Raw genomic sequence first — 25,426 nt, forward strand, 5'->3', positions numbered from 1 at the left:
CTCAATCAATTTTGATTGCGCTGCCGATGGTCGAACCGTCTTCCGCGTCATAACTGTCTCTATATCTAAGGGTGCCAATCCTGCAGCCTTTGAGGAGTCTGGCGCTGCCGGTGGTGAGCTCTGCTATATTACATGCTCCCAGCGTTGCTACATTATCAACGGTCATCGTTTCCACTTTCAGTTCCTGCGACCTTCCACTCATCAGTTTCAGCCATGTGTTCCTCGCTCTGCCTGAATTTATATCTGCGCCTGCACACGTGATGGTGCCGATGCTTCCGACTCCGTCAATCTTCACAAGTTCAGCATTAAGTGACGGCATTCTGATATGCCCTTCCGCCGTCAGTTCACCGCATCTCAAACCTCCCTCGAAACTGATTGAACCGGACGCACGCATCTTATCACGCACCATTGAAGCGCCGTTTATTCTGCAGCTGCCGCTTGTTTCAGCACTGATGCACCGGAGTCCTCCGCCGATTTCTGCGGAACCTGAAAACGAGATCGAGTGCGCTGATACCGACCCGCCGACGTGCAGAGAGCCGCTGACATCGAATGTCTTGCACCTGGCATAATCTGTAACATGACAGCTGCCTGCAATAGAAATAAGACGGGCATCTGCCTTCTCAATGTTAGAGCTTCCCGAGAGTTTCAGCGTTTCAGTGCCGAATTCCGATGGAGGCGTAAAGCCGCCCTCCTCCTGCTTTCCTCCGTAGTATCGATCAAATCTGTTCTCCGACACTCTATTCCCTTCCCGCTATCTCGCCCAGCAATCTGTCAATCTGGGAAAGCGTGGCAATCGCCTCTCTCATTCTCTGCCTTAGCCGCTCAGTAACCTCAAGATCCGACAGCGAACTGTAATCCTTCTGCATTACGCATCCCTCTTTTCCGGAGAGAGCGTATTTTTGATGTGCCCGAGCATACTGACAAGTTCGTCCATCTCTTCCAGCATGGCGCGGTGCGATGCTCTCAGTATCTTCAGCGACTCCAGCTCTTCCTGGTACGAGCTGTGTTCAACCTCGGACGAAACACCAATGCCGACGACGCCAAGAACAATAGCACCTATTATTGCGAATACGATTATTACTGTGCCGGCGATTATATCGAGGCCGCGCGTCATAAAATAGAATGCCAGTGCCGGCACGGCAACTGTCATGGCTATGGATGGAAGCATAAGCACGGGATCGCGCATGCTTCTAACCATTATTCTCGGCCTCCTCAAGTTTCCTGATCAACGCCGGTGTCAGATGGATGCTGAATCTGGACATCATGTATGTCTTCCTCTCCCTTTCATCGCCCCGGCCGGTTTCAGTTGTTCCGGAGACGAGTCCTGCTTTTTCAAGCGATTCAAGATACAGATGTACGAGCGGATATGAGAGGTTGAGTTCCTTCGCGAGCGCATATATGTGTTTAGGTTCCCTCTCAAGCGATGCTATTATTCTCAACCTCACCGGGTTTGCAAGAACTTTCATAATTTTCAACAGCTCCTGAGAACTGCGTACTTCTACCACAGTCTATCGCATATGTAAAGAAAGTATGATATATATAACTTTTTGTATCTATTGCACATCGCAACCCTGGCGCAGTGCAGACCTACCCGTGATGCCCCGGAGCTCCCGCTCGCCTGTGTTGATGCCATAGTTCATGGAGGCGCGATATGTAAGAAACAGATCAGACTATCTTTGAAAAAACCTGATCGACGAAATCAAGGAATTCCGGACTCTTTCTGTCCCTTGGCCTTGGTATGTCGACGACCATTTCGCAGCTCACCTTTCCTGGTCTCGGTGTCATGACTATTATTCTGTCGGCCATGTAAACTGCCTCCTCCAGGTTGTGTGTTACCATCAGAACGGCAGACGGCGGCAGATCGCTCTTCTGCCACAGCATCAGCACCTCATCTCTGAGACCCTGCGCCGTGAGAACGTCCAGTGAGGAGAACGGTTCGTCCATGCAGAGGAGGTCCGGGTCGACTGCCAGACTCCTTGCTATGCCCACCCTCTGCTTCATCCCGCCGGAAAGTTCCTTCGGATATGCATCCTCAAATCCATTGAGCCCAACGATGTCGATATATTTCTTCACAATTCCGTGTCTTTCCTCTTTGCCGACATTCATTGCCTCCAGTCCTATTCCGACATTTTCCGCGACAGTGAGCCACGGGAACAGGGCGAATGACTGGAATACCATCGAGACGACAACATTCTTGCCCAGTTTGTCGCTGAATTCCGCCGTTCCCTCCGTGGGTGTATCTAGTCTTGCAATGATTCTCAACAGGGAACTTTTCCCCGAGCCTGAAGGACCCACAATACAGACAAAATCCCTCTCCTTCACGTCGAAGGAGATGTCGTCGAGTATCACGAACGGGGTCCTGTTGACCACAAGTTTCTTGGACAGATTCCTGACACGCAGCAGTTCCATGACCGCGTCTCCTCCTTACCCGATAGAGTTGGAGTATAGAACAGAAACTGATATAAAACGAAGTGCACGGTGACTAGCATGTACTTCCGTCAGCTGACGCCCTCGATCCTGTACTTCCTTTCGGCAATGCCCTGCAGTCTCTTCCAGAAAAGTCTGTTGATGGCAATAACGGCGAGAATCATGACAATCAGGGAAAGAATGAGCAGGGGTGTATTCGGCGGGGTTGCATATGCCGCCCTGTCGATTAACTCACCGATGCCGAGAACAGAATACGGCGGCGTGTTTGGCGATATCGACTGCACGTACTCCGACACGATCAGCGCATTCCATCCTCCGCCGAAAGCGGTAATGCTCCCTGTCACCAGCGAAGGGAACATTGCAGGCAGCAGAACACGTTTCGCATAAAGACCTCCTTTCAGGCCGTAATTTCTCGCAGCCTCGATAATCTCCGATGGAATCGTTCTCATGCCTGCGGCAAGGTTGAAGAACAGATACCAGACCATGCCTGTCGTAATCAGGAGTATGGCAGGTATATTCAGTCCGTGTGTTACGCCGATGAGTACGAACACAATAATCGGGAAGACGGCGGTTGCCGGAACTGAAGCGACGATCTCAGCTATCGGCATAATCAGTCTGCCACTGCCCCTGCGTGTAGACACTATGGCCAGAGGTAACGCAATGGCAAGCGAAATGATGTACGCAATCACGAGTCTTGCCAGCGACAGGCCGAGCGCCAGCGGAAGTACTGCAGCATAGATTTTTCCAGAAACAATCAGAAGTTTGTATATTGATGAAATTGCTTCAACTGCGCCGACAATAATACCCACGACGATGATGATGCCCGCTGCCGCAAAGACGTATCTCCAAACGCGGCGGGTATCTGCATAGAAGGTCGCAATTTTGTGACCGGCAGTGTTGAATCCCTCCGCTCCTCTTCTGACTGCTCCGGATATTGCCCTCCCCGTTCCGGATCTGACGGGAATCCACTGGAAGTAACGGCGCATCGGGAACTGGTTGATCTGATGTGTGCCGGTGGATACCGCAGTATATTCATACTTGTATTTTTCGGACCATGCATTGAGAGGTCTCCAGATGACTATGTCCATAATCACGATGATCAAAATAAGGAATGCAAAAGTTGCTGTCATCAGCGATATGTCACCCTTCTGGGCAGACACGTAGAGCATGGAGCCTATCCCGGGCAGCACGGCGCCGCCTTTCGCTACGGATGCGATATACTCCGCAGGAACGAGAAAATACCAGCCTGCCGCCCACGACATCATGCTGTTGTAAACGAGCTTGGGAACGGTGGCGGGAAAATACAGATCGCGGAATCTTCTCCAGCCCGAAAGACCATACAGCTTAGATGTCTGCTTCAGATCCTCTGGTATCCCTACAAACGAGTCAAATATGCCGAACGTCATGTTCCAGGTCATGCTGGTGAATATCAGGAAAATGGAGGCGAATTCCCATCCTATTTCGTTTCCGTTAACCGCCCTCACAAACAGGAATATGGCAAAGGGAAAAAATCCCAGTATTGGTACAGACTGAAGGATGTCCAGTATCGGCTGGAGTATTTTTTCAGCATGCCTGTTCGCGTACATTGCGTAGGCATATGCAAACGAAAAGAGTATGGATGCGATGTACGCCGCGGTCATCCTGATCATGCTCCTCAGCGCATCATATGGTATCGCATAGAATGATATCAGCTGTCCCTGCCTGCTGGTGACGGCCGATAATACGAGGATGGCAAGGGCGGCGAAAAGAATCATGAGTCTGCCTGTCTTTTTCATAAGATCGCCACCAGGACCGCTGCGTATTATCCGATAATGGATATTATCTTTCTGGAACTGTTCATCGCTCTGCCAGTCTCAACTGGGCCGCGACCGGTCCAGGCGATCGTATCCGGCCGCATCCTGTTCTCGGCGAGCAACCCGCTGAGATGCCACTTGCATCTCTCCGTAAAAATTTCGTTATGCAGTTGTAATGTACGTTCTGCATTTCGAAAATAGCAATTTTTGTTACGCCTTTTTATTGTTTGGCACAAAGCAATTAACAATGTTCATATATTATGTTTACGTCTCAGAATATTTGTGCCAGTGTTCCGGGACCGATGGCTCAACTTTCCTCCTAAGCAAACTCTTTTATCCCCACCACATTGGTTTCGGACCTGGTACTCCTTCTTGAAGTTGTGAAACTCAGAGATGTTGCTTCCACCCCTTCCTTAACATGCAGTAGTAAGTGTAGAAGCTCTGCAAAGCCAGTGATAGCTTTATTTCATTCAATCGGCATGTGTCAAACTATGGAGAAAGACAGAAGGGATGGATTGGAGCAGAAAGTTCTGGATTCCATTACTCCTTCGAGTGCTGAGATGGATGCCATTCAATCTGCGGTTGCCGGTGTGGTCTCTGATGTCGAAACGTATGTGCGGCTTAACTTTCCATCTGTCGGTCCCGTTGATCCTATTGTTGTGGGCTCCGTTGCGAAGGGAACATGTCTCAAGGATCCGGATGTGGATATATTCATGCGGTTCCCGATAAGTGTGACCAGGGGCAATCTTGAAAAGATGGGCATAGCGATTGGAAAGGCTGTTTTGCAGGAACCTGTCCTGAAGTATGCGGAACACCCTTATGTCCGTGGAAAGATAGGTAAGACGGTGATTGACCTCGTTCCTTGCTACCGGATTGAGGATTCTTCGAAGAAGATGTCTGCGGTCGACAGGACACCTTTCCACACTGTTTATGTCAACGGTCATGCTTCGTCAAAACAGAAGGATGAAATAAGACTGCTCAAGCGATTTTTCAAAGGCATTGGTGTCTATGGCGCGGATACCAGAATCCGGGGTTTTTCAGGATATCTCTGCGAACTGCTCGTTCTCTCACTGGGTGATTTTCGCGGGGTCCTGAGGAACATGGCTGACTGGAGTCCGGGTGCGGCAATACTGCCTCCCGGAGCATCGCTCGGCAGTAAGCTAGGGACCGTAGAGTCAAGCATCGTCGTGCCTGATCCTGTGGACAGCGACAGGAATGTTGCGGCCGCACTGGACAGAAATTCATTTGCGACAGCCGTAATCGCAGCGAGGCATTATCTGGAAAAACCGTCAATAACTTTTTTCCATCCGACCGCACGCAAGCTTTTGAGTCTTGCCCAGCTTAAGAAAATTTCCGCGTCATCTGGCCACGGACTGCTTATGGTCACTTTTCCAAAGCCCGACATCACAGACGACAACCTCTACCCGCAGATAGTCAAGGCAAAGAAGAGCATTGCCGCCCTGCTCGAAAAATACGGCTTCGACGTGAATCGCTCTACGTATCTGGCCGAGGACGACATCAGGGTGCTGTTCGAGATGAAGAACGGTGTTCACCCCTCCTTCTGGCTCAGAACCGGACCCCCGGGCTGGGCTAAGACGGCTGACAGCTTCATCTCCAAGCACAGGAAACATGGCGGCAGCATCGTCGTTGTCGACGGAGTACTGTATTCAGAGGAGGCAAGAGAATTCGACTTGCCGGAAAACCTCGTCAGATCCATGCTGAACGAGCTTAGCACCGGGGCGGATCTGGATCGTCTGAAGTCAAAGACCACTGTCGTTGCCGGTAGCGATGTGCTTGTCGAGGAGAATAAAAAGATCCTGTCAGAATTACTCGCACCTGCATTCCCGTGGGAGTGACGGCTACTTTGTGAGCATCATTCCATTTTTCCGTGCCAATGATATCAGGAAACAGTTATCGGATAATTTGCGCTCGTTGTTTTCGAGCCATTGGGCAGTTCTGTGATAATTGTGAAACCGAAAGATCCCGGACCAAAATCCTGCACGTAACTGTAGGTATTGCCGCTCTTGAGAGTCATGCGATGAGTCGTTGATGCACCGGAACTGTTGGTTATACGAATCCAGACGGTGATAGTTCCATCATGAAGTATGGCTGCAGAAATGTTGAGTGTCCCTGCAGGAATCGCTACTGAGCCATTGGCCGGATATTGCTGCCAGCCTGATGCAGTATTCTCCGTAATGGTAACGCTGCGGATTGATGGCGGCGTCATCACATAGAACGGCGGATTGACTAACAGTATCCATATGGCGAGCGCGGTGAAAAGAACAGTTGCCACCTTGATTACGTAATCGGAGCGCTTGAACCGTGTCACATCGACATTAAGCAGGCGGTAAACCAGCTTGAAAAGCGCCACGATGAACACTATGATGAGCAGGAAACCGAGCGGAGAATTATTTACAAAGATGGTCGAAGCCGCAGCGCTCAGTCCTGCTACCAGCCCCCAGATTGTAGTCATAATCAGGATCTTGCTGTCCCTGAGATCCTTCTCAATATATTCACGCTCATTGAATTCCGGAGGTACGAAGACATCCTCCTCTTCCTCTGCCTTTTTCTTCTTGGCCACGGCCGTCCATTAACATGGGCATGATTAAAACATTTCCATCCTTCGAAGCAGCCGCGCCTGTGCAATCCTGTGGGGACCTAAAGCGCTAAATGCGCACATACTCACACATCAAGAAGACGTCGGATGACTCAATCGATGGCGCTATGCGATGACATTGGTGCATCTTTCGGGGACCTCCCCCCTCCCTCCTTTAAATACCATATCTGCCTGATAACATTCAATATGACAGAAATCGTGGTATCGGAATACACAGATGATGTCGAGGAAGACGAGGACTGCAGCTGGCAGGCTATATACCGGCTCTACGGCTGTCCTCTCTCCTTTTCATGATTAACTGGCGCAACCCATCCCGACGGCCTGGTCTCCTCCGGGCCGCCATTTTTTTGCGCCTTTCCCTTTACATTTTTCTCATGACACTCTCAAAGGTTGGCAACCCTCTCGTTCCGCCTTTTTTCAGGCACTTCAGCGCCGCGTTGACCGATGCAAAGGCCATCGCATCCTTCTCGCTGCCGGTTCTGTAATACTGAGAAAGGAAGCCGGCATCGAACGCATCTCCGGCTCCCGTGGCATCGACAGCATTCACACGAAATGCTTTCTGTCTTATGCGCCGCCTTCCCTGAAAATCCGCGATTGAGCCGTTTTCGCCGGATTTGTATATTATGTTCGCGACACCCATCTCCCTGAGGTGGTCAATCGCCGCTGAAACACTGCTCTTTCCATACATCATGCCGTAATCTTCGGAGCTGATGAACATCACATCTGTTTTGCACGCGACGGACTCAAGTGCCTTTGCTGCATCTTTTTTCGTCCACAGTGCCGGCCTGAAGTTCACATCGTATGAAATGAAACAACCGGCCCGTACGGCAGCATCTAGTGCGAGAGACACTGCCTTCTTGGACTCATTGCTGATGGCCTGTGCGATTCCGCTGAAATGAAAGATGGAAGAAGCGCCTATGGCTTCAATCTGTTTCCTGTTTATGCGCATGGCCGAGGCGACGCTCCCTTTTCTGTAGTATGTAAATTCATGTGCGCCGTTTTTCCCCAGACTGATGAAATACAGGCCGGTGAATCCTCCCTTTACCGTCACCATCCCGCTCAGGCTGATGCCCTGCGATTCCATGAACTCCAGCAATGCTCTTCCGAAGTGGTCGTCGCCTGCGGCCGAAATCACACACGGCTTAAGGCCGAGCCGTGCGACTGATGTTGCAACGTTGACGGCGTCTCCGCTGAAGCTCAGCCCGTATCTGTCTTTCCCAACTGAGGAGAATTCGGCCATCGGCTCTCCAAATGCAGAGACGGCAAAACGCCTGTTCCTGTCGACATACCCGGTGCGCATGCAGCCGGAATGCCGTTTCTCTGTTAAAAGGTTCTCCGAAATCATCGATCTGCAGTCTGTTTTTTTGCAACCTTCTTGTGTATGAAACGGGCCGCCGGATCCTTGAAACGTTCTTCCACAAGGAAATCTCCCCGCTCATGATAGCCCCTCTCTTCCCAGTATCCATCCCTGTACTCCTTCAGCAGCTCGACGGCCTGGACCCATTTTGCACTCTTCCAGCCGTAGAGCGAGGGGACGACCAGTCTGACCGGCGCTCCCTGCTCCTGCGTGAGCTGCGCGCCGTTGAGTGAAACGGCAAACATCGCATCATGCATGTTTTCCATCGGCATCACCGTAGTATAGCCGTCCAGGCAGTGAGCGTAGGCAAAACACGCTTCTTCCTTCACTCCGGCTTTCTCCTTAAGCGCGGAAAACGGGACGCCGCCCCACTCGCAGTCCCTGATGCTCCATCGGGTAACGCAATGAAAATCGCTCTTCATTCTTGCGGTGGCCATGTCCCTGATTTCGGAAAGGGTGAATGACAGCGGTTTTTCGACTTCTCCAAAAAGCTCCAGCACGTAATTGTTGTCATCTACTGACGGAACTCCATTTATCGTGTATATGACAAACCTGTGGCCGTTGAACTGTCCGGGGGGCAATGCGCTCATGTACTCGTTAAAAAGCTCTTCATGCATATATTGTTGGCGCACACAACGCTCTTCCGGAGCGGCACGGCTCGAGTTCAGAATACTTCCGAGCCGGAATGCACCACTATGCCATCTCTGGTTATGCTGTATGGCTTGATCCTTCTTGAATGCCCGACGCCGCGCATTTTCACAATCCTTATAGTCAGCTGCTGTTCCGAGGCGTCCTTGGACTCGACGCTCTGCAGGAGTATCACGCCGTCGACCGTATATTCCACCATCCCGTCTCTGGATGATACGGGATGATTTTCATTGACCTCTGAGGTGAGCAATGCTCCTGCGCCGCTTTCCCTGATGAGGTTGCAGAGTGTGAACAGTCCTGCCCGCTTCTCCGCATCGCTATCATAAAGCATCGTGAGAAGTGATACGGAGTCCAGGACGACTCTCTTTGCACCGAAATTCCTGATAAATTCAGGGAATTCGCTCTTGATTCGCTCTATAGATGTCCTGGTGTTGTACGGCTCCAGCCGAACGAGCGAGAGGCGTCCCTCGCTGATGTGGGTGGAGAGATCCCATCCGTACGAACCCGCATTCTTGAGTATTGACTGTTCATCCTCTTCGAGCGAAATGAATATGCACTTTTCGCCGGAATTGAGTCCCTTCAGCAGATATTGAAGAGCAAGCGTTGTTTTCCCCGTTCCGAAAGAACCGAGAACCGCCGTTATGGAGTTTGCAGGGAGCCCTCCGCCGAGCATTTCGTCCAGGCCGTCAATGCCAGTTGCTTCCACAGCCCCTTGCATCAAATCCTCTCCGCATCTATGACGACAAGACCGCTCTGGGATGTCAGTGTTGTGGCAAACCTCGCTATTCGCTGTTCGTCCAGGTGAGGCATCAGGCTCACAAATTTTGATATGTATATGTAACGCTGTCTCTTGCTGCTGTTGCTGTTTCTGCTCCATTCAAAGACCAGCACGCCGTCGACGCTGTCTATGATCATCTGCTCCTTTCTCTTCTCCAGTATCCCCTCAGTCAGCAGTATGTATATCACGCCCTTCCATTTCTTTGCCATCCTCTGCATGCCACGCAGCATTGCCACGATGTCCATTATGTCCAGACTCTCAGTGAGAAAAAGGTCAGTGAGCGAATCGATTATTATGAAGGCGCCGTCTGCCTCCCGGTCCATGAAATCGACCAACGAATCGATCAGCCCTTTTCCCCTCTTTCTGAGCAGCCCGCCGTCATTGCCTATCCAGCTTGCCGGAACGACGGATTTTTCGAAATAATACTCTGAAAAGTCAGTGAATTTAACGTTCTTCTCGAATGCGTCGTGGAACTCATCGTTGAACGAAAAAAGTATCTCCTGCAGTATCTCTTCCTTCGGCTTGAAGAACGTGACGTAGTGCATCTTCAGAGGGAGTTTCCCCTGTGCGGCCTTGTCACCCATGAGATAGCGGATGGAATCCGGCCTCTCCAAAGCAAGCGAAATTTTGGAAGCCGACGTGTAAGCGAATTCCACGAAACCACTCCCCACGTCGCCAAGTAGCAGTACTACCGATCCCGGAGGAAGCCCGCCATCAAGAATAGAGTCAAAATCTGAAACACCTGTCGGTATCCTTGCACTTCGCGCATCCAATCCCATGTCCGATGCATTGTTTTACCTGTGATTAAATGTTGCTATGGGGTCGGCGGCGTGCCGGTCCCAGTATCGTGGCGCTCATGCGCTGAGGAACATAAAAATCATGGGGAGAAACTATGTCATTATGTTTATACATAATGAGATGAACTCCTCCAGCAATTACCTTAAGGTATGGTCAGATTCGTCATGGTGGTTTGCTCGTGACTGGAAATTACTTCGGCAATATGAAACTCGGCAAACAGCTCACTGAGAAGGCCAGAGAAATTGCCCAGGAGAAGGAGGAAGCGGAGGCGAAGGTAGCGGAACTCGATGAGTATGCCTCTATCTGTCTCAGACTCGGTTTCAACTCGGTCAAATTCAATGAACTTTCAAAGAGTGCGAGGGAAAAGCTCCAGGCAATGGATTGCCGCGGATGCATTTCCGATGCATCTCTCGCAATTTCAACTCTCATCGATGAGCTGAATCATATGTTCCGTTCAAGAATCGATTCCACGGTAAAGATTCTCGATTTTCTTGGATCTAAAGGATCGAACGTTGATCATCTGAGTGGTAATCTGAAAGATGTCCGCTCATTGCTGGAAGAGGGTAAATTCGAGAAGGCAGATGCACTGTTGACCGAAGTCTGGTCGCGCGAAGAAAAGAACATATCGGAACTCTACTCGGTGGAGTTCTCAAAGGTGCAGAGAACGATGGTTGAGGCTAAATCGCACGGCATGAACCTCGAAGGTGTTGACACACTGCTCACCGGCGCCAGGAACGAGATGACCTCAAACAATTTTGAGAATGCATTCAGGCTGCTTGACGAAGCTGCCGCGTCAATCGTTTCGAAATTCAGGGGAAACACCGAAGCTCAGATGCAGTCGATCTCCTCAAAAATCGAAATATCAAGGCAATTCGGGCTCGGCACATCATCTCACAAGGAGAGACTCGATCAGATAAAAGCGCTGCCAGCCGAGAAGAGATTCGGCGAAATCCAGTCTCTTCTGTCCTCGCTCAACAGGGACATTGATCACAGGCTAAGGAGAGCGTTCGAAGTCAACATAAAGACGGTGCGCTCGGACATGCTCAACAAGATGCTCCCTCCAAGCGTAATCGGCACTGCTTCTTTTCATCTGAAACAGGCAGAGCAGATGCTGTCTGAGAACGACTTTGAAAAAGCATATACGACACTCAAACAGGTGGAGGGGGAGCTGGAAAAGGCAAAATACGATTTCATCGCACGCATACTGCTCAACGGCAAGAAATACATTTCAGATGCAATCAGAAGCGGAGCCGATATTACCTCCGTCAATGAACAGATTAAACAGGTCAGGGAGCTGATGAAGAGGCGCCGGTTTGACGACGCAGTCAAAACGGCTGAACTCGCAAACGATGAGGCAAGGAAGCTCTCGGAGCAGGTCATGCAAGCGTCGGAGCTTATGAAGACCATAGAGACGGAATATGCAATAGTCTCTGCGCGGATAGCCAATTCCGTGGATATGAGCATAAAGTATGCTGACGCAAAGCGCAGGTATGAGCAGAAAGATTTCCAGGGCTTCGTCAACGAGGCCAACCTTCTGGTTTCGGAAATGCATGCGATGCTGGAGACATTTTCGACGAGCCAGATCGATGGACTCGACAGAAAGATTTCTGCGCTGGAATACCTGGGCGCGGAAACGCTCGAGCTCAACAAGCTTCTTGAAAATGCCATCTCACTCGTTAAGAACCGGGAATATAACCGGTGCCTGGGTATCACTGTCAAAATGGAGGAAGAGGTCGACCGGGCACTCCTTCAGCTGAATACATCGTGGATGAAAAAGGCAAAGGAAGCAGCTGCTGCTGCATCAGGAAACAGGAGAGAGCGACTCGAAAAACTGATGTTTAACGCAAACGGCCTTGAGGAAAAGGAAGAGTATTACAGATCTGCGTGCATCGCTAAGGACGTCGTAGACTGGTCGAGCAACGGCGATGTGTACAGAGTAAACTCGCTTGTTCAGCGGACGAGGCGGCTGATGTCAATTGTTCCGTCTGTTTCCAGTGGCGTCGTCGCAAGCATGATAGAAGGAGCCGAAAGAAACCTCGCCATTGACGTTGAATCTGCGCTGAAATCGGCAGGAGAGGCCCACGATATAATGTACGGTCTGCTCACCGATTACTTCACAAACGAAATGTCTGAACTGATGGGCATGGTCTCCGCATCAAGGCGTAAGAAGGTGGAGATCGGGTACGGGTATAATCTCATAGGAAGAGCGCGTGCTGCGTTAAAATTTGAGGACTTCGAGACTGCTACAAAGATGGTCTCAATCGCCAGGGAGGAAATACACTCGAAGCTCAAACGTGTCGAAGAGATCGAGGCCGGCCTCGAAAGGGCCGAGAAACTGTTCGCGGAAGGAAGGCAGACAGGCAATAATCTGCAGGACGTGGAGGAACTCATATCCGCTGCCAGATCCTCCATCAAACACTATGACTATGCTACTGCGGGCAGGATGGTCCTGGAGATACAGGAGAAGCTGGAAAAAGCACTAGCACCGAATCTTGCCGCCAGGGAGATACTGGCAATGAAATCTCTCCTCCAGCTCGCCGGAACGCTGTCCCTCGATACGACAGACTTCGAATCGATGAAGAACGATGCAGTGGCACTCATGCGCGAGCGCGATCACTACAATGCACTACTCCTTTCGAGGAAGGTGGTCAGTGATATCGAGGCAGTTGTTCAGAACGCCATAGACAGCGCGATAAAAGCCATCGGGGCCGACAGCACAAGGGCTGAGATGGATGGTATCGACGTCAAACTCGTGGAATCAAGGCTCGAGAAGGCCAGGGAATTACTTGCGCAGAAACGTTATGAGCAGTCGTTCAACAGTCTGAGTCTTGCAGACAAGGAACTTGACTTTTCAAGGAATACGGTTGCAGAGTCTGCCGTGGCCATGCGCACTGCGGAGGAGTTTGTTGAGCATATGGACGAACTTGGCATCATAGAGAGTTCTGCGATAAGCATGTTGAGACAGTCCAGATCGCTCCTGAACAACGAACAGCATCTACTCGCTCTCCAGACAGCGCAGAAATGCATCGAAATATGTGCCGAAATGCTGAGGGCGAAGGGTCCGCAGATGCTTATGCGCTACGCGGAGACTTTAATGCCCATTGTGCCTGATGAAGACATGGAAGGCGCGAAGGAGAACATACAGGCACTGAAGCCTATCCTTGCGGCCGGTAAGCCGGAAGGCGCGTCAAGACTGCTATCCATCAAGGAATACTGCGACAAGGTAAAGCTGCAGGAAGAAATGTCGAAGAGAACGCTGGAAGTCACGGCATCGAAAGTGGATTCCGTGCGCCAGCAGGGCGTCGACACATCCACACTTGATGCGGAAATCGATGACATGAAGAAGCTGCTAGAGTCAAGAAGATACCGCGAGGTAATCGAGAAGGGTCTTCGCATCGAGCAGATTATGGATGAGCTCCAGTCAGACAGCAAGAGGGCAGGGGAGAAGGCTGCCGCGCTCGAACAGAAGCTCAACTCTTATGAGGAGATCGGTGTCCAGGTCAGGGAATGCAGGGAGATGGCGGCAGGAATCGCAGAGGCCATGTCTGCCGGCAAACCGGTTGAGGCACTCACGCTCATTGCAGCCTGCGACAGGAAGGCGGAAGAGGCGATCAACAGCACGTGCCTTTCAACACTCAATGCCTTGGAGAAGGCGGGAAGAGCTGCGGACGAACTAGGTTTGGAATTCAGGCAGGGCATCACGGAACAGTCGAAGGAGGCAATGATGGAAGGACGACTTTTCGATTCGCTCTCTCTGAGCTTCAACGGTCTCAAGGATCTGTCGTTTGTCATACTGGAAACGCTGCAGGCTGCCTTCAACAGAGGACTGGAGGGGATCGACTATCCTGAGGCTCTTCGAACTGCCGCAATGAACCGGCTGGATGAACTCATTTCAGACCAGCGGTATGACGCGGCGATGGCATATCTCAGGGAAGTCAGGGAACAGGCATCCAGAAAGGCCGTGACAGCAGCTGCACTCGCGCCGCTACAGTCTGAGTATCAGTCTCTTTCACAGATCCTGCGCGGTGCCGGCATTAACATGCGCGCATTCGAGAGCAAATTCAATACACTGTTCTCCGATATGCCGGAAAATGCGCCTGCGACTGCAGCACAGCTTATCGACGATATGAAGAAGCTTCGGAACAGTATGCTTCCATCATTTTCGGTTGAAGAAATCAGGGGAAGCGCATCACCCATGATCGCTGTGCGCAACAGGGGTCGTGCGGTCGCTCTCGGCGTATCCATTGAAGTGAAAGGTCAGTCGTTCAGCATGAACGATGAGGTTGGCAATATGAAACCCGGTCAGGAAAGGCATCTGAATATCTCGCCGTCCGCGACCGGAGATGTGAAGGTGAGCGTTAAGGCCCGCAGTCTCGTAGACAGTGAGGAACATGTGTACAGCAGACTCTTCAGGGTGGAAGGCTCATCGATAGTGAGGGTGAGGATTTGTGCGCACTGCAGGGGCAGATTGCGTGAGGGAGTGCAGACCTACAATTGTAACTGCGGTAGAGAATACCACATCCCCTGCTCCTCAAGGCTCAAGGCATGCGAATGCGGCCTTCCGATAGGCGCTTAAGCTTACCGCCATGAGCAGATTGCGAATGTAGCCGGAGCGTTTGCTACACATCAGCCGAATAAAGAGGATGAACATCCGACATCCTCTTCCATATTGCTTCAAGATCTCCTCTCTTTATGCCCTTCATCATCTCTCTGGCCATCTGCAGGCTCTTTCGCTCCTCTTTCGTGTAATCGGCCGGAACGCGTCCGAACGTTCTGTACGAAACTTTATGGCCGAGCATGAATGAAAACAGGTACCTGGATCTGTTGATGTGATACGGGCTGGTTACAACGATCACATTGTCGTATTCCAACCCTTCGAGCAGAGACGAGCAGAAGAATGCATTGCCGATTGTGTCAAGACTCCTGTTTTCGAGTACAGAAGGTATGGCAGCATCCGGGAACATTTCCTCATAGACACGGTGCATCACTGAAGCTTCGCTGAACGTTCCCGCCGTCCTTCCTCCGGAGAACATGAGCACGTACCTCTCCTTCGCCGTTCCTTTTGCCGCCTCCACTCCGCATCTGACGCGCTTTACCATCTCAGGCGTTGGTCTGTCTCCATCCGGCCTGCATCCTAAAACTACCACTACGGTGAACATTGTGTTCCGTGACGTTCACGTTGTAGAAAATATTATTGAGGCGCATCTTCGAGCGCTCATCGCACATACTGCGGAGGCGTCTTCAGAAGCTCCGCCACCCTCTTGTTCATTTCAGAAATAAAATGCTCGTCCTTGATGGACTCCAGATTTATTTCAAGATTCTCATAGGCGCCCTTGAGCGCCGCTTCGGCCATTATGCTTCCGACTAGTGCATCTGAACGGCTGTTTCTGTTCCCGTATTCAACCATGAAGTTCGCCATTTCCTCGAGCTCCGCGCATAAGTTCATAACCTCCAGCGGTACCTCCGTCGCCCTCTTCAGCGCCGTCTGGATCCTTTCGAATCGCTTGAGCTTCTGCAGTTCCGTCTCTCTTGGCAGCGAAAGCGCTTTCATGACTGCCTCAAAGCTTCTTGCATCTGCATCCGCGAGTCTGAGCAGCATCCTGCTTATGCGTTCTCCTCTCTTCCTGATGCCCGCGACCTGCCCCTGGACGCCCGCATACGCCTGTTTGCCGATCGTCAGATTGCAGTCCATTACTATGAGCGCTGCAGCAGTGGCGCCGATTATCGCGGAAGCGGAGCCGCCGCCGGGTGTGGGCGCGGACGACGCAAGCTCTTTGATGAATTCAGAGATCTTTTTGTCGGAGTACGAAGTCATTTCCGCCCTCCTTCTGTCATGATATCAAGCAGCCTGGACTCTATCACCTGATTTGAATCAAACTCCATCAGCTTAAGTTTTTGCACTCCAATCTGTATGAATTCAGAGGCCGGAACCATTCCCACGACTTCACTCCCGGCCACTGTAACGCCTTCCAGCGTCGCCTCTTCCGCCACGCGTGCGTAAACCTCGCTCATTCCAGTCTTTGAAAGGTCCGTCAGGTTGATTGATACCTGTGCCATGTCTTTCTCCTTTATCAGGAAACCGAGTGCCTTGACCCCCGGCAGTCCTCCATCTCTCTCCCTAATCTTTTTCGCTATTCTCTTCGCCACCGAAACGTCCGGAGTATTGAGGTATATGTTATAGGCAACCAGGAGCGGCCTTGCGCCCACGACAGTCGCACCTGCAGTCGGATGAAGTGCGGGTCCGCCGAAATCCGGTTTTCTCCCGGCGTCCATAAGAACCGCTTCTTTGAGTCCCTCATATTCGCCTTTCCTGATGTCGGAAAGATTCTTACGTTCCGGTCTTCTGGCAGAGCGCTCATAGAGATATGTGGGTATTCCCAGCTCGTCCGATATCCTTTTCGCTATTTCCACAGAGAGAGCCACACATTCCTCCATGCTTGTTCCTGCAAGGGGTATGAGCGGCACCACATCTGTCGCTCCTATTCTGGGATGCTCCCCTTTGTGCCTGTTCATGTCAATGAGTTCGGAAGCCTTTCTGGCGGCTGCAAACGCGGCCTCCGCGACGGGTGAGGGCGTGCCTGCGAATGTGAGCACACTCCTGTTGTGTGATGCGTCCAGCTCGGAGCCTAGAAACATGATGCCTTCGATGCTCCTGACAGCATCGCATATCTGCTTCACGATGCCGGCGTCTCTGCCTTCGCTGAAATTCGGAACACACTCTATCAGTTTGGCCAATTGAGCACCTTTCCGCTCCTCACGCCCTGAAACGAGCTTTCCCTCTCCGTTATCGTCATCGTCTGATCCCTGCTACCGTCTCTTCCGCCTTCCAGGCAATGGGTTCAACTGAAACTGATGAGATTGAAAGTATTTTGTTCCTGACATTTGAAACAAGCCGTCTGACATCATCGCTCCGGTACTGCTCGATTTCCCCTTTGTCCGCAAGTGCCGTGGCTGCCGGATCAAAAGGAAGTCTTCCGAGGAGTTCAAGTTTTGCCAGCATCGCCGTTTCACTGCCGTCGTCGTGCGGATACAGGTTCACCTCTTCACCGCAGTGTGGACATTTCAGATAACTCATGTTCTCCACGAGGCCAAGGACCGGTATCTTCGTGACCCTGGCCATGTCCAGCGCCTTTTCTACAATCATATGCGCAAGCGATTGTGGCGTCGTCACCACTATCACGCCGTCAAGCGGTATGGACTGGAATACGGTCAGCTGCGCGTCGCTCGTTCCCGGAGGAAGGTCAAGCAGCAGAAAATGCAAATCTCCCCAGTCAGTCTGCGAGTACATCTGGTTTATGGCTCTTGTCACCAGCGGTCCCCGCCAGACGACAGCCTGCGTCTGTTTCTCCAGTATCAGATTCATGGAGATGAGTTTGATGCCTGCCGCTGTCTTAGCCGGTATCAGCATTTTCTCCGTTGCTGCCGCCCTTCCATGCACGCCCATAATCTTGGCCATGCTGGGGCCTGTTATGTCTGCATCGAGTATGCCAACGCTGAAGCCCTCTCTGGTCAGTTCACTGGCTATCACGGCTGTCGTGAGCGACTTCCCCACGCCTCCCTTGCCTGAAATTACGGCTATGACATGCTGGATGCCCATTTTACCATATCTGAAAATGCCGGGTGCAACTTCAGTGGCTCCCTCAGGTTTCTTCTGGTTTCTCCTCTTTCTCAATTCCTCCGAAAGCGCAAACTGTTCCTCTTTCGTCATGACTCCGAGCTTTAACTCGACCTCCTCCAGTCCGGGCACATTTTTCAGAACTGTCCTCACGTCTGATTCGATGGTCTTCTGAAGCGGACAGCCCTGCACGGTCAGCGCGATGTCTACGCTCACCTTGGTCCCCTCAATCCGGACGCCCCTGACCATGTTGAGTTCCACTATGCTTATTCCTATCTCAGGATCCATGACCGGCCTGAGTGCCTCTATTATCTGTTTTTCATCCAATGTCGGACTCTCCACATATTTTCTGTTGGCGCTTGCGGGAAACTACTATCGTCGCAACATTATTAACACTTGCCCGAATGATTACTGCGGCCAGGGGCATTCAAACTGGCGTACGCTGGCACACTTCTCTCATCGTTTCATGATGTCCAGCACTGCGATTCTCTCAATCACCGCGTCTGTCACGTCCACACCCCATTTTACACCGAGTTCAACGGCATTCTCCCGCTTGCTTTCGGAGACATCCATCAACGTGTCATCCCTGCCCAGCTTCATGCGCGCCAGCATGCTTTCCAGCAGCACGGCATCCATTGCCGGCACTATGAGCATAACAATTCCCCGCTGAGACGTGACTTTCATTTTCTCTATGGCCCTGGTAATCTGTGTCTCACAGGCAGCGTACATCATGAATTCGGTCATGAGGTCATCAGACCTGTTGCTCCCCCTTGAAAAAGCCCTGGCGGCATGCATGTATGCTGCCATCATGTGCTCGGCGCCGAATACCATGTCAGATCGCACCGGCTGAACCGCGTACCCCTCCTTCCTGAAGGTGTTTATGATTTCGACGGGATCCGCCTTTTGCCTGTTACATCCTATCAACGTCACGTCCAGCACACTGGGAGGGAGATTCGCACTACTCACGGAAGAACCAATCCTCCGGAATTTCCTCCTTCTGTTCAACGACGGGCTTCCTTGCCTTCTTTGACTGCTTTATGATATTCTCAGCTATGTTTTTTCCTATGCCAGGCACGAGCGAAAGCTTTCCGACGTCCGCGGCTGATATATCCCTTCTTGTTCGGAAATTGTGCGTGTACAGTGCAAGCGCCCTCGTCCTTCCGATGTCTTTGAGCGACGCAAGGTCCAGCAGCCTTTCGCTCACACCTTTTTCCAGCCTCCTCGCAAGCATTTCGATGCTCCGCTTCGCGTCTGATGACAGCAGAGAAGCGAGTTCAGCCGCGCTTGAGACGAGCCACGACGCCGTGTCGGCCTTGTTTCTCAAATCTCCGGGATAAATGTTGTATCTCTGGAGAATCGTCTCCTCCCTTTCCTCTCCAATCCAGTCGAGCAGCATCAGCGCCGTTTTCAACTGTGAAAGATATAGCCCGGTGTCCTCAGCGTCCTCTATGCTCTGCAGAAGTTCTTTCTTTCTTCCCTCGGCGATTTCATCATACGTTACAGTCTCCGAGGTCCTGCAGAAGAGGGGTATCATGTCGGGCGTGGAGCACACAGAATGAAGGAAACCGAGTTCTTTGCCGGTCCCGAACCTGTTTATGGCTTCTTTAATTATCACAGCCGATTTAGGGTCTATGTACAGGTCAGAGACTCTCTTGCCGAACACGGTAGCTCTCAGTCTGCCTCCCTCTTTCACTACCATTCCATTTTCTTCAAGATAGTTCAGCGCGGTCTCCACCCCATCCAGAAGGGGTTCAAGATCGTTGACAAAAGCGAAGAAACTGAGGGAAAAGAAATGCCTGAGTTCCTCCTCCGATGCTGCAAGCCTCGTAGCAACGGCGCTAAGCACGTTGTTTCTGAGTGCCTTCTCGTTTCCAATCTGAGAATTTACGCTCTCAACTTCACCGAGAAGATATTCATCGAGTATGAGTGAGGCCTGTTCCCTGGTCCTTGAGATTATTATGGCTTCCCCGTAATCGTCATATTTCGGTCTTCCGGCCCTCCCCAGCATCTGTTTTATCTCCATAACAGGTATCAGCGTGTTTCCCAGCTGGGAGTCGTATCTGTAGATGTCTCTGATTATCACAGTCCTTGCAGGCAGATTGATGCCGGCGGCAAGTGTCGGTGTTGCAACGAGACATTTTATTTTTCCATTCTTGAACATGCTCTCGACCTTTGTGCGCTGCTTTCCGGTGAGGCCTGCATGATGAAATGCGATGCCTGATTTCAGCGATGCGGAAAGCATATTCGAGACCTCGGTAGCCTCCTCTTCGTCATCATCAGACTCTGTGTCTTCGCCCAGCTCTGTTCCTTCTGCTTTGAGCCTCTTCGACATCATCCCTCTGTACTTCAGCGCCGTCGTTTCCGTGCTCTTTCTCGTGTTGACAAATACAAGAGCCTGGCCATCTGTTTTCGTCGCATCCTTTATGAGTGCCCACAGGTGGTCGTCGTCAACTTCAAGACTTCTCCTCTCATTATTCGTGAAGAATATCTCGCCGTCGCAGTATGTGCCATATTTCAGATTCACGGGCCTCCAGTCGCTGGTTACGTGCACAGCTTCGAGCCAGTCTGCAATCTCCTTTGAATTCTTGATTGTGGCACTGAGGCCGACCACCTGTATGTTCGGCACCAGTTTCCGCAGACGCGCAATTACCATTTCCAGCGTCGGTCCTCTTTCCGCGTCGTTCATCAGGTGTATCTCATCAACGACCAGGACGGACAGTTCCCTGATCCAGGTGGAGTTGTGTCTCAGGAGTGAATCTGCCTTTTCACTCGTCGCTACGATGATGTCGAATTTTTGCAGACTCTCCCCCTTCGAATCGAAATCGCCGGTTGAAACTGCCACTTTGGCGCCTATTTTTTCATACTTTTTCAGATCCTCATGTTTTTCAGTGGCAAGGGCCCTCAGCGGCACAATGTACATGCCCTTGTGCCCCTGTTTGAATGCCCTGAGCAGGGCGATGTATCCAATCAGTGATTTGCCGCTCGCGGTCGGCACCGCCGCCACCAGATTCTTCCCCTGAATCACGTGCGGCAGGGTTGAAATCTGGGTGGGATAAAGAGCCGTGATGCCGTCGGAACGAAGTATTTCGGCTATATCTGCATCGATTCCTATTTCTTCGGGGGTGACTACTTCTGGCTCCATTTTACTGACCTCAGTTTATCCGATCGCGGCCAATCATTCAAACGCAGGTAATGTTCCATTCGTCTGAAGGTTTGCTCCTCATTGTACGGGCGGAGTCCGCGGCACGCGCAGATGCAGGTCATCGGCTAGTTCGATGTGCGCCATACTGCACGAGTCATGGCAATATTCCTCACGATATAATCGTGATGTGATGAATGCGAGACCATGTCGCACAGTTGATGCCTCCTCCGCGTGTTTATGCTTCACAGCTAACCACTGCTTTGGTATATCACGATTGTTGCATATGGCTCTGTACCGGAGCGCGCTTAGTACAGTCGCAACCTCTTTTTGCCAGCATATTGTTTCGCACCGCGTGACAAAACGTGCGATTTATTCTTTGCTGCACTCATCCCAAAAACCTTATTTAGCAAGGAAAACTACAAATGGTGTAGAGCTGAACTCATTTGTCAGATGGTGAATTACAGACTAAAGAGCCTGTTGAGGGAATCGAAGACGCAGACACATGGATTGTTTCCCAGAATTTTTCATCCACGGCAGAAATAAGCATACCTACCCGCCAGTCGGATCAGGTCATCGGTCAGGATGAAGCCGTTCGTGTTGTCAGGAAGGCTTCGGAGCAGAAAAGACATGTTATGCTTATCGGAGAACCCGGAACAGGCAAGTCCATGCTTGCGAGTTCAATGGTTGAGTTCCTGCCAAGAGGCGAGCTGCAGGATATTATCGCATATCACAACCCGGACGATCCAAATGAACCGAAGATAAGGATCATACCGGCGGGCAAAGGGAAGGAAATTGTTAATGCCCAGCGTGCAGAAATGATGCAGAGGAGACAGCAGAAAGCATCTGTTTACTGGATGCTTGTTCTCATGATTGTCATCGCATCCATTGCAGTTTTCATATACAACCACGATCCGTCCATCCTGCTCTTTGGAATAATCGCCGCGATTTTCATCTGGTTTTTCACACGCTATACCGGTCAGAGGCAGGAGAGCATCATGGTCCCGAAACTGCTGGTTTCGCACAGCCCTGATGATTTGCCTCCATTTGTAGACGCGACCGGCGCCCACGCGGGTGCGCTGCTCGGGGACGTGAAACACGATCCATTCCAGAGCGGCGGGCTGGAAACGCCGGCTCATGAAAGACTCGAAGTGGGTGCGATACACAAGGCAAACAAGGGCGTTCTGTTCATCGATGAGATAAACCTGCTCAGGATGGAGTCGCAGCAGAGCCTTCTCACGGCAATGCAGGAAGGCCGTTTCTCCATTCTGGGACAGAGTGAAAGGAGTTCCGGTGCGATGGTGAAGAGCGAGCCAGTACCGTGCGACTTCATACTTGTCGCTGCAGGAAATCTGGATGCGCTGCAGGGAATGCATCCTGCATTGAGGTCCAGAGTGAGGGGATACGGCTACGAAGTGTACATGAACACCACCATGCCGGACAACACGCTCAACAGGCAGAAATTAGTCAGATTCGTTGCTCAGGAAGTCGTCAAAGACAAGAAAATCTCACACTTTGATAAATTCGCGGTTGCAGAAATAATCAAGGAAGCACAGAGGAGAGCGGGGAGGAAGGGCAGACTTACACTGAGGCTGAGGGAACTGGGCGGTCTCGTCCGGGTGGCTGGAGACATAGCGCGGGAGGAGGGATCGGACACAGTCCACCGCGAGCATGTGCTCAAGGCAAAGGCAATCGCCCGATCCCTTGAGCAGCAGGTGGCGGACAGGTATATCCAGAGGAGAAAAGAATATAATTCAATCACTACCGCCGGCGGTCTGGTTGGTACTGTGAACGGTCTGGCGGCGCTCGGCGGGGAATCGGGCATCTCCGAATTATCCGGCATAGTGCTGCCGATCGTTGCGGAAGTTACTCCGGCGCATACCAGATCGGGCGGGCGCGTCATAGCCACCGGAAAGCTGGGCGACATTGCAAAGGAAGCGGTTGACAATGTGTCTGCCATAATCAAGAAATACTCTGGCGAAGACATAAGCAATCACGACATTCACATACAGTTCATAGGCACATACGAGGGCGTCGAAGGCGACAGCGCATCGGTCTCGATTGCAACTGCTGTCATTTCCGCCTTTGAAGGCATACCCGTGAATCAGTCCATCGCCATGACCGGGAGCCTCAGCGTGCGCGGATTCGTGCTGCCTGTCGGAGGCGTGACGGCCAAGACAGAGGCGGCTGCAGAGACCGGCCTGATTGAGGTAATTCTTCCGGAGGACAATCTCGGGGATATCATACTCGAACCGCGCTATGAAGGGAAGATCAAAATATTCCCGGTCAGGACTTTGTACGATGTGCTCAAAGAGGCGCTCGTGCCCGGGGCCGAGAAAGATCAGCTTCTTGCCAGGATAGGTTCTATATTCGTCCAGAAATCGGGTGATGCCGACGTCGAGATACCACAGACTCAGCCGGCAAAGATTAAAGGCGGCAGGCCCGTTCCGAGATAAAGCGTGTCTCAGATGATCGGGTTAGTGATTGGCAGGTATCAGCCGTTCCACCTCGGCCATATGCATGTCGTGAGGGAGATACTCGCGCAATGCGATGAGCTTGTTATCGGTATAGGTAGTGCGCAGTATTCACATATACGCGAGAATCCGTTCACTGCCGGGGAACGCTACCGCATGATACACTCAGCCATGAAGGAAGAAGGGCTCCTGGAGAAGATCCACGTGGTGCCAATCATGGATGTGAACAGGTACTCCGTATGGGTCTCTCACGTGCGCTCGCTTGTTCCGCCGTTTAACATCACATTCACCAACAATCCGTTGACTCAGAGGCTGTTCACTGAAGCAGGCTTCGAAGTTCGGCAGACCCGGATATACAACAGGAAAAAGTATTCCGGAACACACATACGGGAACTGATGATCAACAAGGGCAAATGGCAGCCTCTGGTTCCGGAAGGTGTCTTGCGCGTCATCGACGATTTCGGCGGTGCGGAACGTGTCAGAGAACTCTTCAGACTTTCAGAAGGCAACGGTTGAACTTGTTGCCGGCATTGCAGGATTGCTTACTGCAAGGTCGCACACTCTGTCCGTTGCCGAATCACTTACCGGCGGGCATGTGTCTAATGCCATAGTCTCCGTACCCGGTGCATCCTCCTTTTTCAAAGGAGGCGTCGTTGCGTACGCAGACGACGCAAAGGTCAGGCTGCTCGGTGTAAACAGGCAGACAATTGCCTCTCACGGTGCGGTAAGCCGGGAGACTGCGCTGGAAATGGCTCGTGGTGCCGCGAGAATATTCGATTCGACCATGGCCGTCTCAACGACCGGTATTGCGGGCCCGACGGGACAGACCGAAAAGAAGGCAATCGGTCTTGCATTCATCGCAGTTGTTTACAAGGGGACGGAAGTTGTTTCGGAGAAAGCATACCCCGGCAGCAGGGAGATGGTGCGCAATGCCTGCTCGCTGGATGCATTGAAACTCTGCGCAGATGCAGCGGAAAAACAGACATAGGAGTTCGGTTATTGTGACGCAACTGTGTCTGGCGTCAGTGTTGTGCCTGATGAGATCGAAGCTGCCTGCTGTTATGCTGCCCGCAGAACGCGCTTTCTGTTCAGGTATTGCTGCATTGGCCCGAGGTGCACGAGACGATGATGGACAGACCACGTGACAACAGGCGGATTGATTCGGAGCGGTTCGGCAGCGTGGGGTATTGTGTCGAGGGGACAGCTGCGCAGAAGTGTGTACTCATTCACGGCTGGAACGGGCATTCCGGAACCTGGGAAAAAACAATAGATGCGATGAAGAACAAATATACCGTCATAGCACCGAGCCTTCCTCCCTTTTTCGGTGATTTTGCGGATATACCTATTGCAGACTATACCTCAACTGTGGAAAAGATCATGCGTCGCGAAGGCGTTACTCAAACAGTGCTTGCCGGCAACTCCATGGGCGGGTGGATATCCATGAATTGCATCATCCGCAACCCTGGTTTAGCCTCTGCACTAATACTCGAGGACACAGCGGGAGCCGGCTACGGGAATCGTGTTGAGGACTCGTCACCATATGTCGAGGCAATAAGGGAATCGAAGATTCCAACTCTGATCATCTGGGGTGAGCATGACGACGTCATACCCCCATCCACAGGCGAAAGACTGATGGGAGAGCTGCCGGACAGCATTTACCGAGTGATCCCCGGCGCCGGACATGTACCGCACAGGGACAAACCGGAAGCGTTCATTGAACTGGTCACCGTATTCCTCTCAGATGTCAATGGAACTTACCGATAATCGACTATTGCAAATG

Annotated in this window: 22 protein-coding genes; 6 read left to right on the forward strand and 16 right to left on the reverse strand. The window is 51.7% G+C overall.

Annotated elements, in window-relative coordinates:
• Position 1: 1 nt before the first annotated feature.
• From KIS30_07445 to KIS30_07465, 5 genes are all read right to left on the reverse strand, one after another.
• On the reverse strand, positions 2–736 hold the full coding sequence (locus tag KIS30_07445) for a hypothetical protein (protein ID MBX8646573.1): 735 nt from the start codon (positions 734–736) through the stop codon (positions 2–4).
• Between the two features lie 129 nt (positions 737–865).
• The gene (locus tag KIS30_07450; GenBank protein ID MBX8646574.1) at positions 866–1,198 is read right to left on the reverse strand and encodes a hypothetical protein; all 333 of its coding nucleotides are present in this window, start codon (positions 1,196–1,198) and stop codon (positions 866–868) included.
• Positions 1,191–1,466 (reverse strand): winged helix-turn-helix domain-containing protein, encoded by a 276-nt coding sequence (locus KIS30_07455; protein MBX8646575.1) that lies wholly within the window; start codon positions 1,464–1,466, stop codon positions 1,191–1,193. Before KIS30_07455 ends, KIS30_07450 begins: the two co-directional genes overlap by 8 nt.
• Positions 1,467–1,665: 199 nt before the next feature.
• On the reverse strand, positions 1,666–2,409 hold the full coding sequence (locus KIS30_07460; GenBank protein MBX8646576.1) for an ABC transporter ATP-binding protein: 744 nt from the start codon (positions 2,407–2,409) through the stop codon (positions 1,666–1,668).
• Positions 2,410–2,498: 89 nt separating this feature from the next.
• Entirely contained in the window at positions 2,499–4,202 is a 1,704-nt protein-coding gene (locus KIS30_07465) for an ABC transporter permease subunit (GenBank protein MBX8646577.1), read from the reverse strand.
• A 509-nt stretch (positions 4,203–4,711) separates the two neighbouring features.
• Here KIS30_07465 and cca point away from each other — a divergent pair.
• A complete protein-coding gene (gene cca / locus KIS30_07470; protein ID MBX8646578.1) occupies positions 4,712–6,076 on the forward strand; it encodes a CCA tRNA nucleotidyltransferase in 1,365 nt (454 codons plus the stop codon).
• Between the two features lie 44 nt (positions 6,077–6,120).
• Here the strand turns inward: cca and KIS30_07475 are convergent, their stop codons facing one another.
• From KIS30_07475 to KIS30_07495, 5 genes are all read right to left on the reverse strand, one after another.
• Complete coding sequence (locus KIS30_07475) at positions 6,121–6,801, reverse strand: hypothetical protein (GenBank protein ID MBX8646579.1); 681 nt, start codon at positions 6,799–6,801, stop codon at positions 6,121–6,123.
• Between the two features lie 397 nt (positions 6,802–7,198).
• Entirely contained in the window at positions 7,199–8,137 is a 939-nt protein-coding gene (locus KIS30_07480) for a sugar kinase (GenBank protein MBX8646580.1), read from the reverse strand.
• 41 nt (positions 8,138–8,178) lie between these two features.
• On the reverse strand, positions 8,179–8,784 hold the full coding sequence (locus KIS30_07485; protein ID MBX8646581.1) for a molybdopterin-dependent oxidoreductase: 606 nt from the start codon (positions 8,782–8,784) through the stop codon (positions 8,179–8,181).
• A 74-nt stretch (positions 8,785–8,858) separates the two neighbouring features.
• The gene (locus KIS30_07490; GenBank protein ID MBX8646582.1) at positions 8,859–9,560 is read right to left on the reverse strand and encodes a KaiC domain-containing protein; all 702 of its coding nucleotides are present in this window, start codon (positions 9,558–9,560) and stop codon (positions 8,859–8,861) included.
• Positions 9,560–10,399: a recombinase RecA gene (locus KIS30_07495; GenBank protein ID MBX8646583.1), complete on the reverse strand. Its 840-nt coding sequence runs from the start codon at positions 10,397–10,399 to the stop codon at positions 9,560–9,562. The genes KIS30_07490 and KIS30_07495 overlap by 1 nt, the downstream gene beginning before the upstream one ends.
• Positions 10,400–10,596: 197 nt before the next feature.
• On the opposite strand from KIS30_07495, the gene KIS30_07500 reads away from it, so the two are divergent.
• Complete coding sequence (locus tag KIS30_07500) at positions 10,597–14,994, forward strand: hypothetical protein (GenBank protein MBX8646584.1); 4,398 nt, start codon at positions 10,597–10,599, stop codon at positions 14,992–14,994.
• Between the two features lie 43 nt (positions 14,995–15,037).
• Here the strand turns inward: KIS30_07500 and KIS30_07505 are convergent, their stop codons facing one another.
• From KIS30_07505 to KIS30_07530, 6 genes are all read right to left on the reverse strand, one after another.
• Entirely contained in the window at positions 15,038–15,577 is a 540-nt protein-coding gene (locus KIS30_07505; protein ID MBX8646585.1) for a YdcF family protein, read from the reverse strand.
• 56 nt (positions 15,578–15,633) lie between these two features.
• On the reverse strand, positions 15,634–16,233 hold the full coding sequence (locus tag KIS30_07510) for a cyclodeaminase/cyclohydrolase family protein (GenBank protein MBX8646586.1): 600 nt from the start codon (positions 16,231–16,233) through the stop codon (positions 15,634–15,636).
• Positions 16,230–17,153, reverse strand: coding sequence for a glutamate formimidoyltransferase (ftcD, locus tag KIS30_07515; protein ID MBX8646587.1), 924 nt, complete (start codon positions 17,151–17,153; stop codon positions 16,230–16,232). Before ftcD ends, KIS30_07510 begins: the two co-directional genes overlap by 4 nt.
• Positions 17,154–17,208: 55 nt before the next feature.
• A complete protein-coding gene (locus tag KIS30_07520; protein ID MBX8646588.1) occupies positions 17,209–18,360 on the reverse strand; it encodes a P-loop NTPase in 1,152 nt (383 codons plus the stop codon).
• Positions 18,361–18,489: 129 nt separating this feature from the next.
• Positions 18,490–19,038, reverse strand: coding sequence for a hypothetical protein (locus tag KIS30_07525; GenBank protein MBX8646589.1), 549 nt, complete (start codon positions 19,036–19,038; stop codon positions 18,490–18,492).
• Positions 18,992–21,175 (reverse strand): DEAD/DEAH box helicase, encoded by a 2,184-nt coding sequence (locus KIS30_07530; protein MBX8646590.1) that lies wholly within the window; start codon positions 21,173–21,175, stop codon positions 18,992–18,994. Before KIS30_07530 ends, KIS30_07525 begins: the two co-directional genes overlap by 47 nt.
• A 485-nt stretch (positions 21,176–21,660) precedes the next feature.
• Between KIS30_07530 and lonB the strand changes: the two genes are divergently transcribed.
• The 4 genes from lonB to KIS30_07550 all read left to right on the forward strand — a co-directional run bounded on the left by lonB (position 21,661) and on the right by KIS30_07550 (position 25,410).
• Positions 21,661–23,628, forward strand: a complete 1,968-nt coding sequence (lonB, locus tag KIS30_07535) for an ATP-dependent protease LonB (protein ID MBX8646591.1) — start codon at positions 21,661–21,663, stop codon at positions 23,626–23,628.
• 12 nt (positions 23,629–23,640) lie between these two features.
• Positions 23,641–24,162 carry a nicotinamide-nucleotide adenylyltransferase gene (locus KIS30_07540; protein ID MBX8646592.1) on the forward strand — a complete coding sequence of 174 codons (522 nt, stop codon included), beginning with the start codon at positions 23,641–23,643 and terminating at the stop codon, positions 24,160–24,162.
• Positions 24,122–24,634, forward strand: coding sequence for a nicotinamide-nucleotide amidohydrolase family protein (locus KIS30_07545; protein ID MBX8646593.1), 513 nt, complete (start codon positions 24,122–24,124; stop codon positions 24,632–24,634). Before KIS30_07540 ends, KIS30_07545 begins: the two co-directional genes overlap by 41 nt.
• 137 nt (positions 24,635–24,771) lie before the next feature.
• Entirely contained in the window at positions 24,772–25,410 is a 639-nt protein-coding gene (locus tag KIS30_07550) for an alpha/beta hydrolase (GenBank protein ID MBX8646594.1), read from the forward strand.
• Positions 25,411–25,426: the final 16 nt, after the last annotated feature.

Source organism: Candidatus Sysuiplasma acidicola (assembly GCA_019721035.1).
Taxonomy (GTDB): domain Archaea; phylum Thermoplasmatota; class Thermoplasmata; order Sysuiplasmatales; family Sysuiplasmataceae; genus Sysuiplasma; species Sysuiplasma acidicola.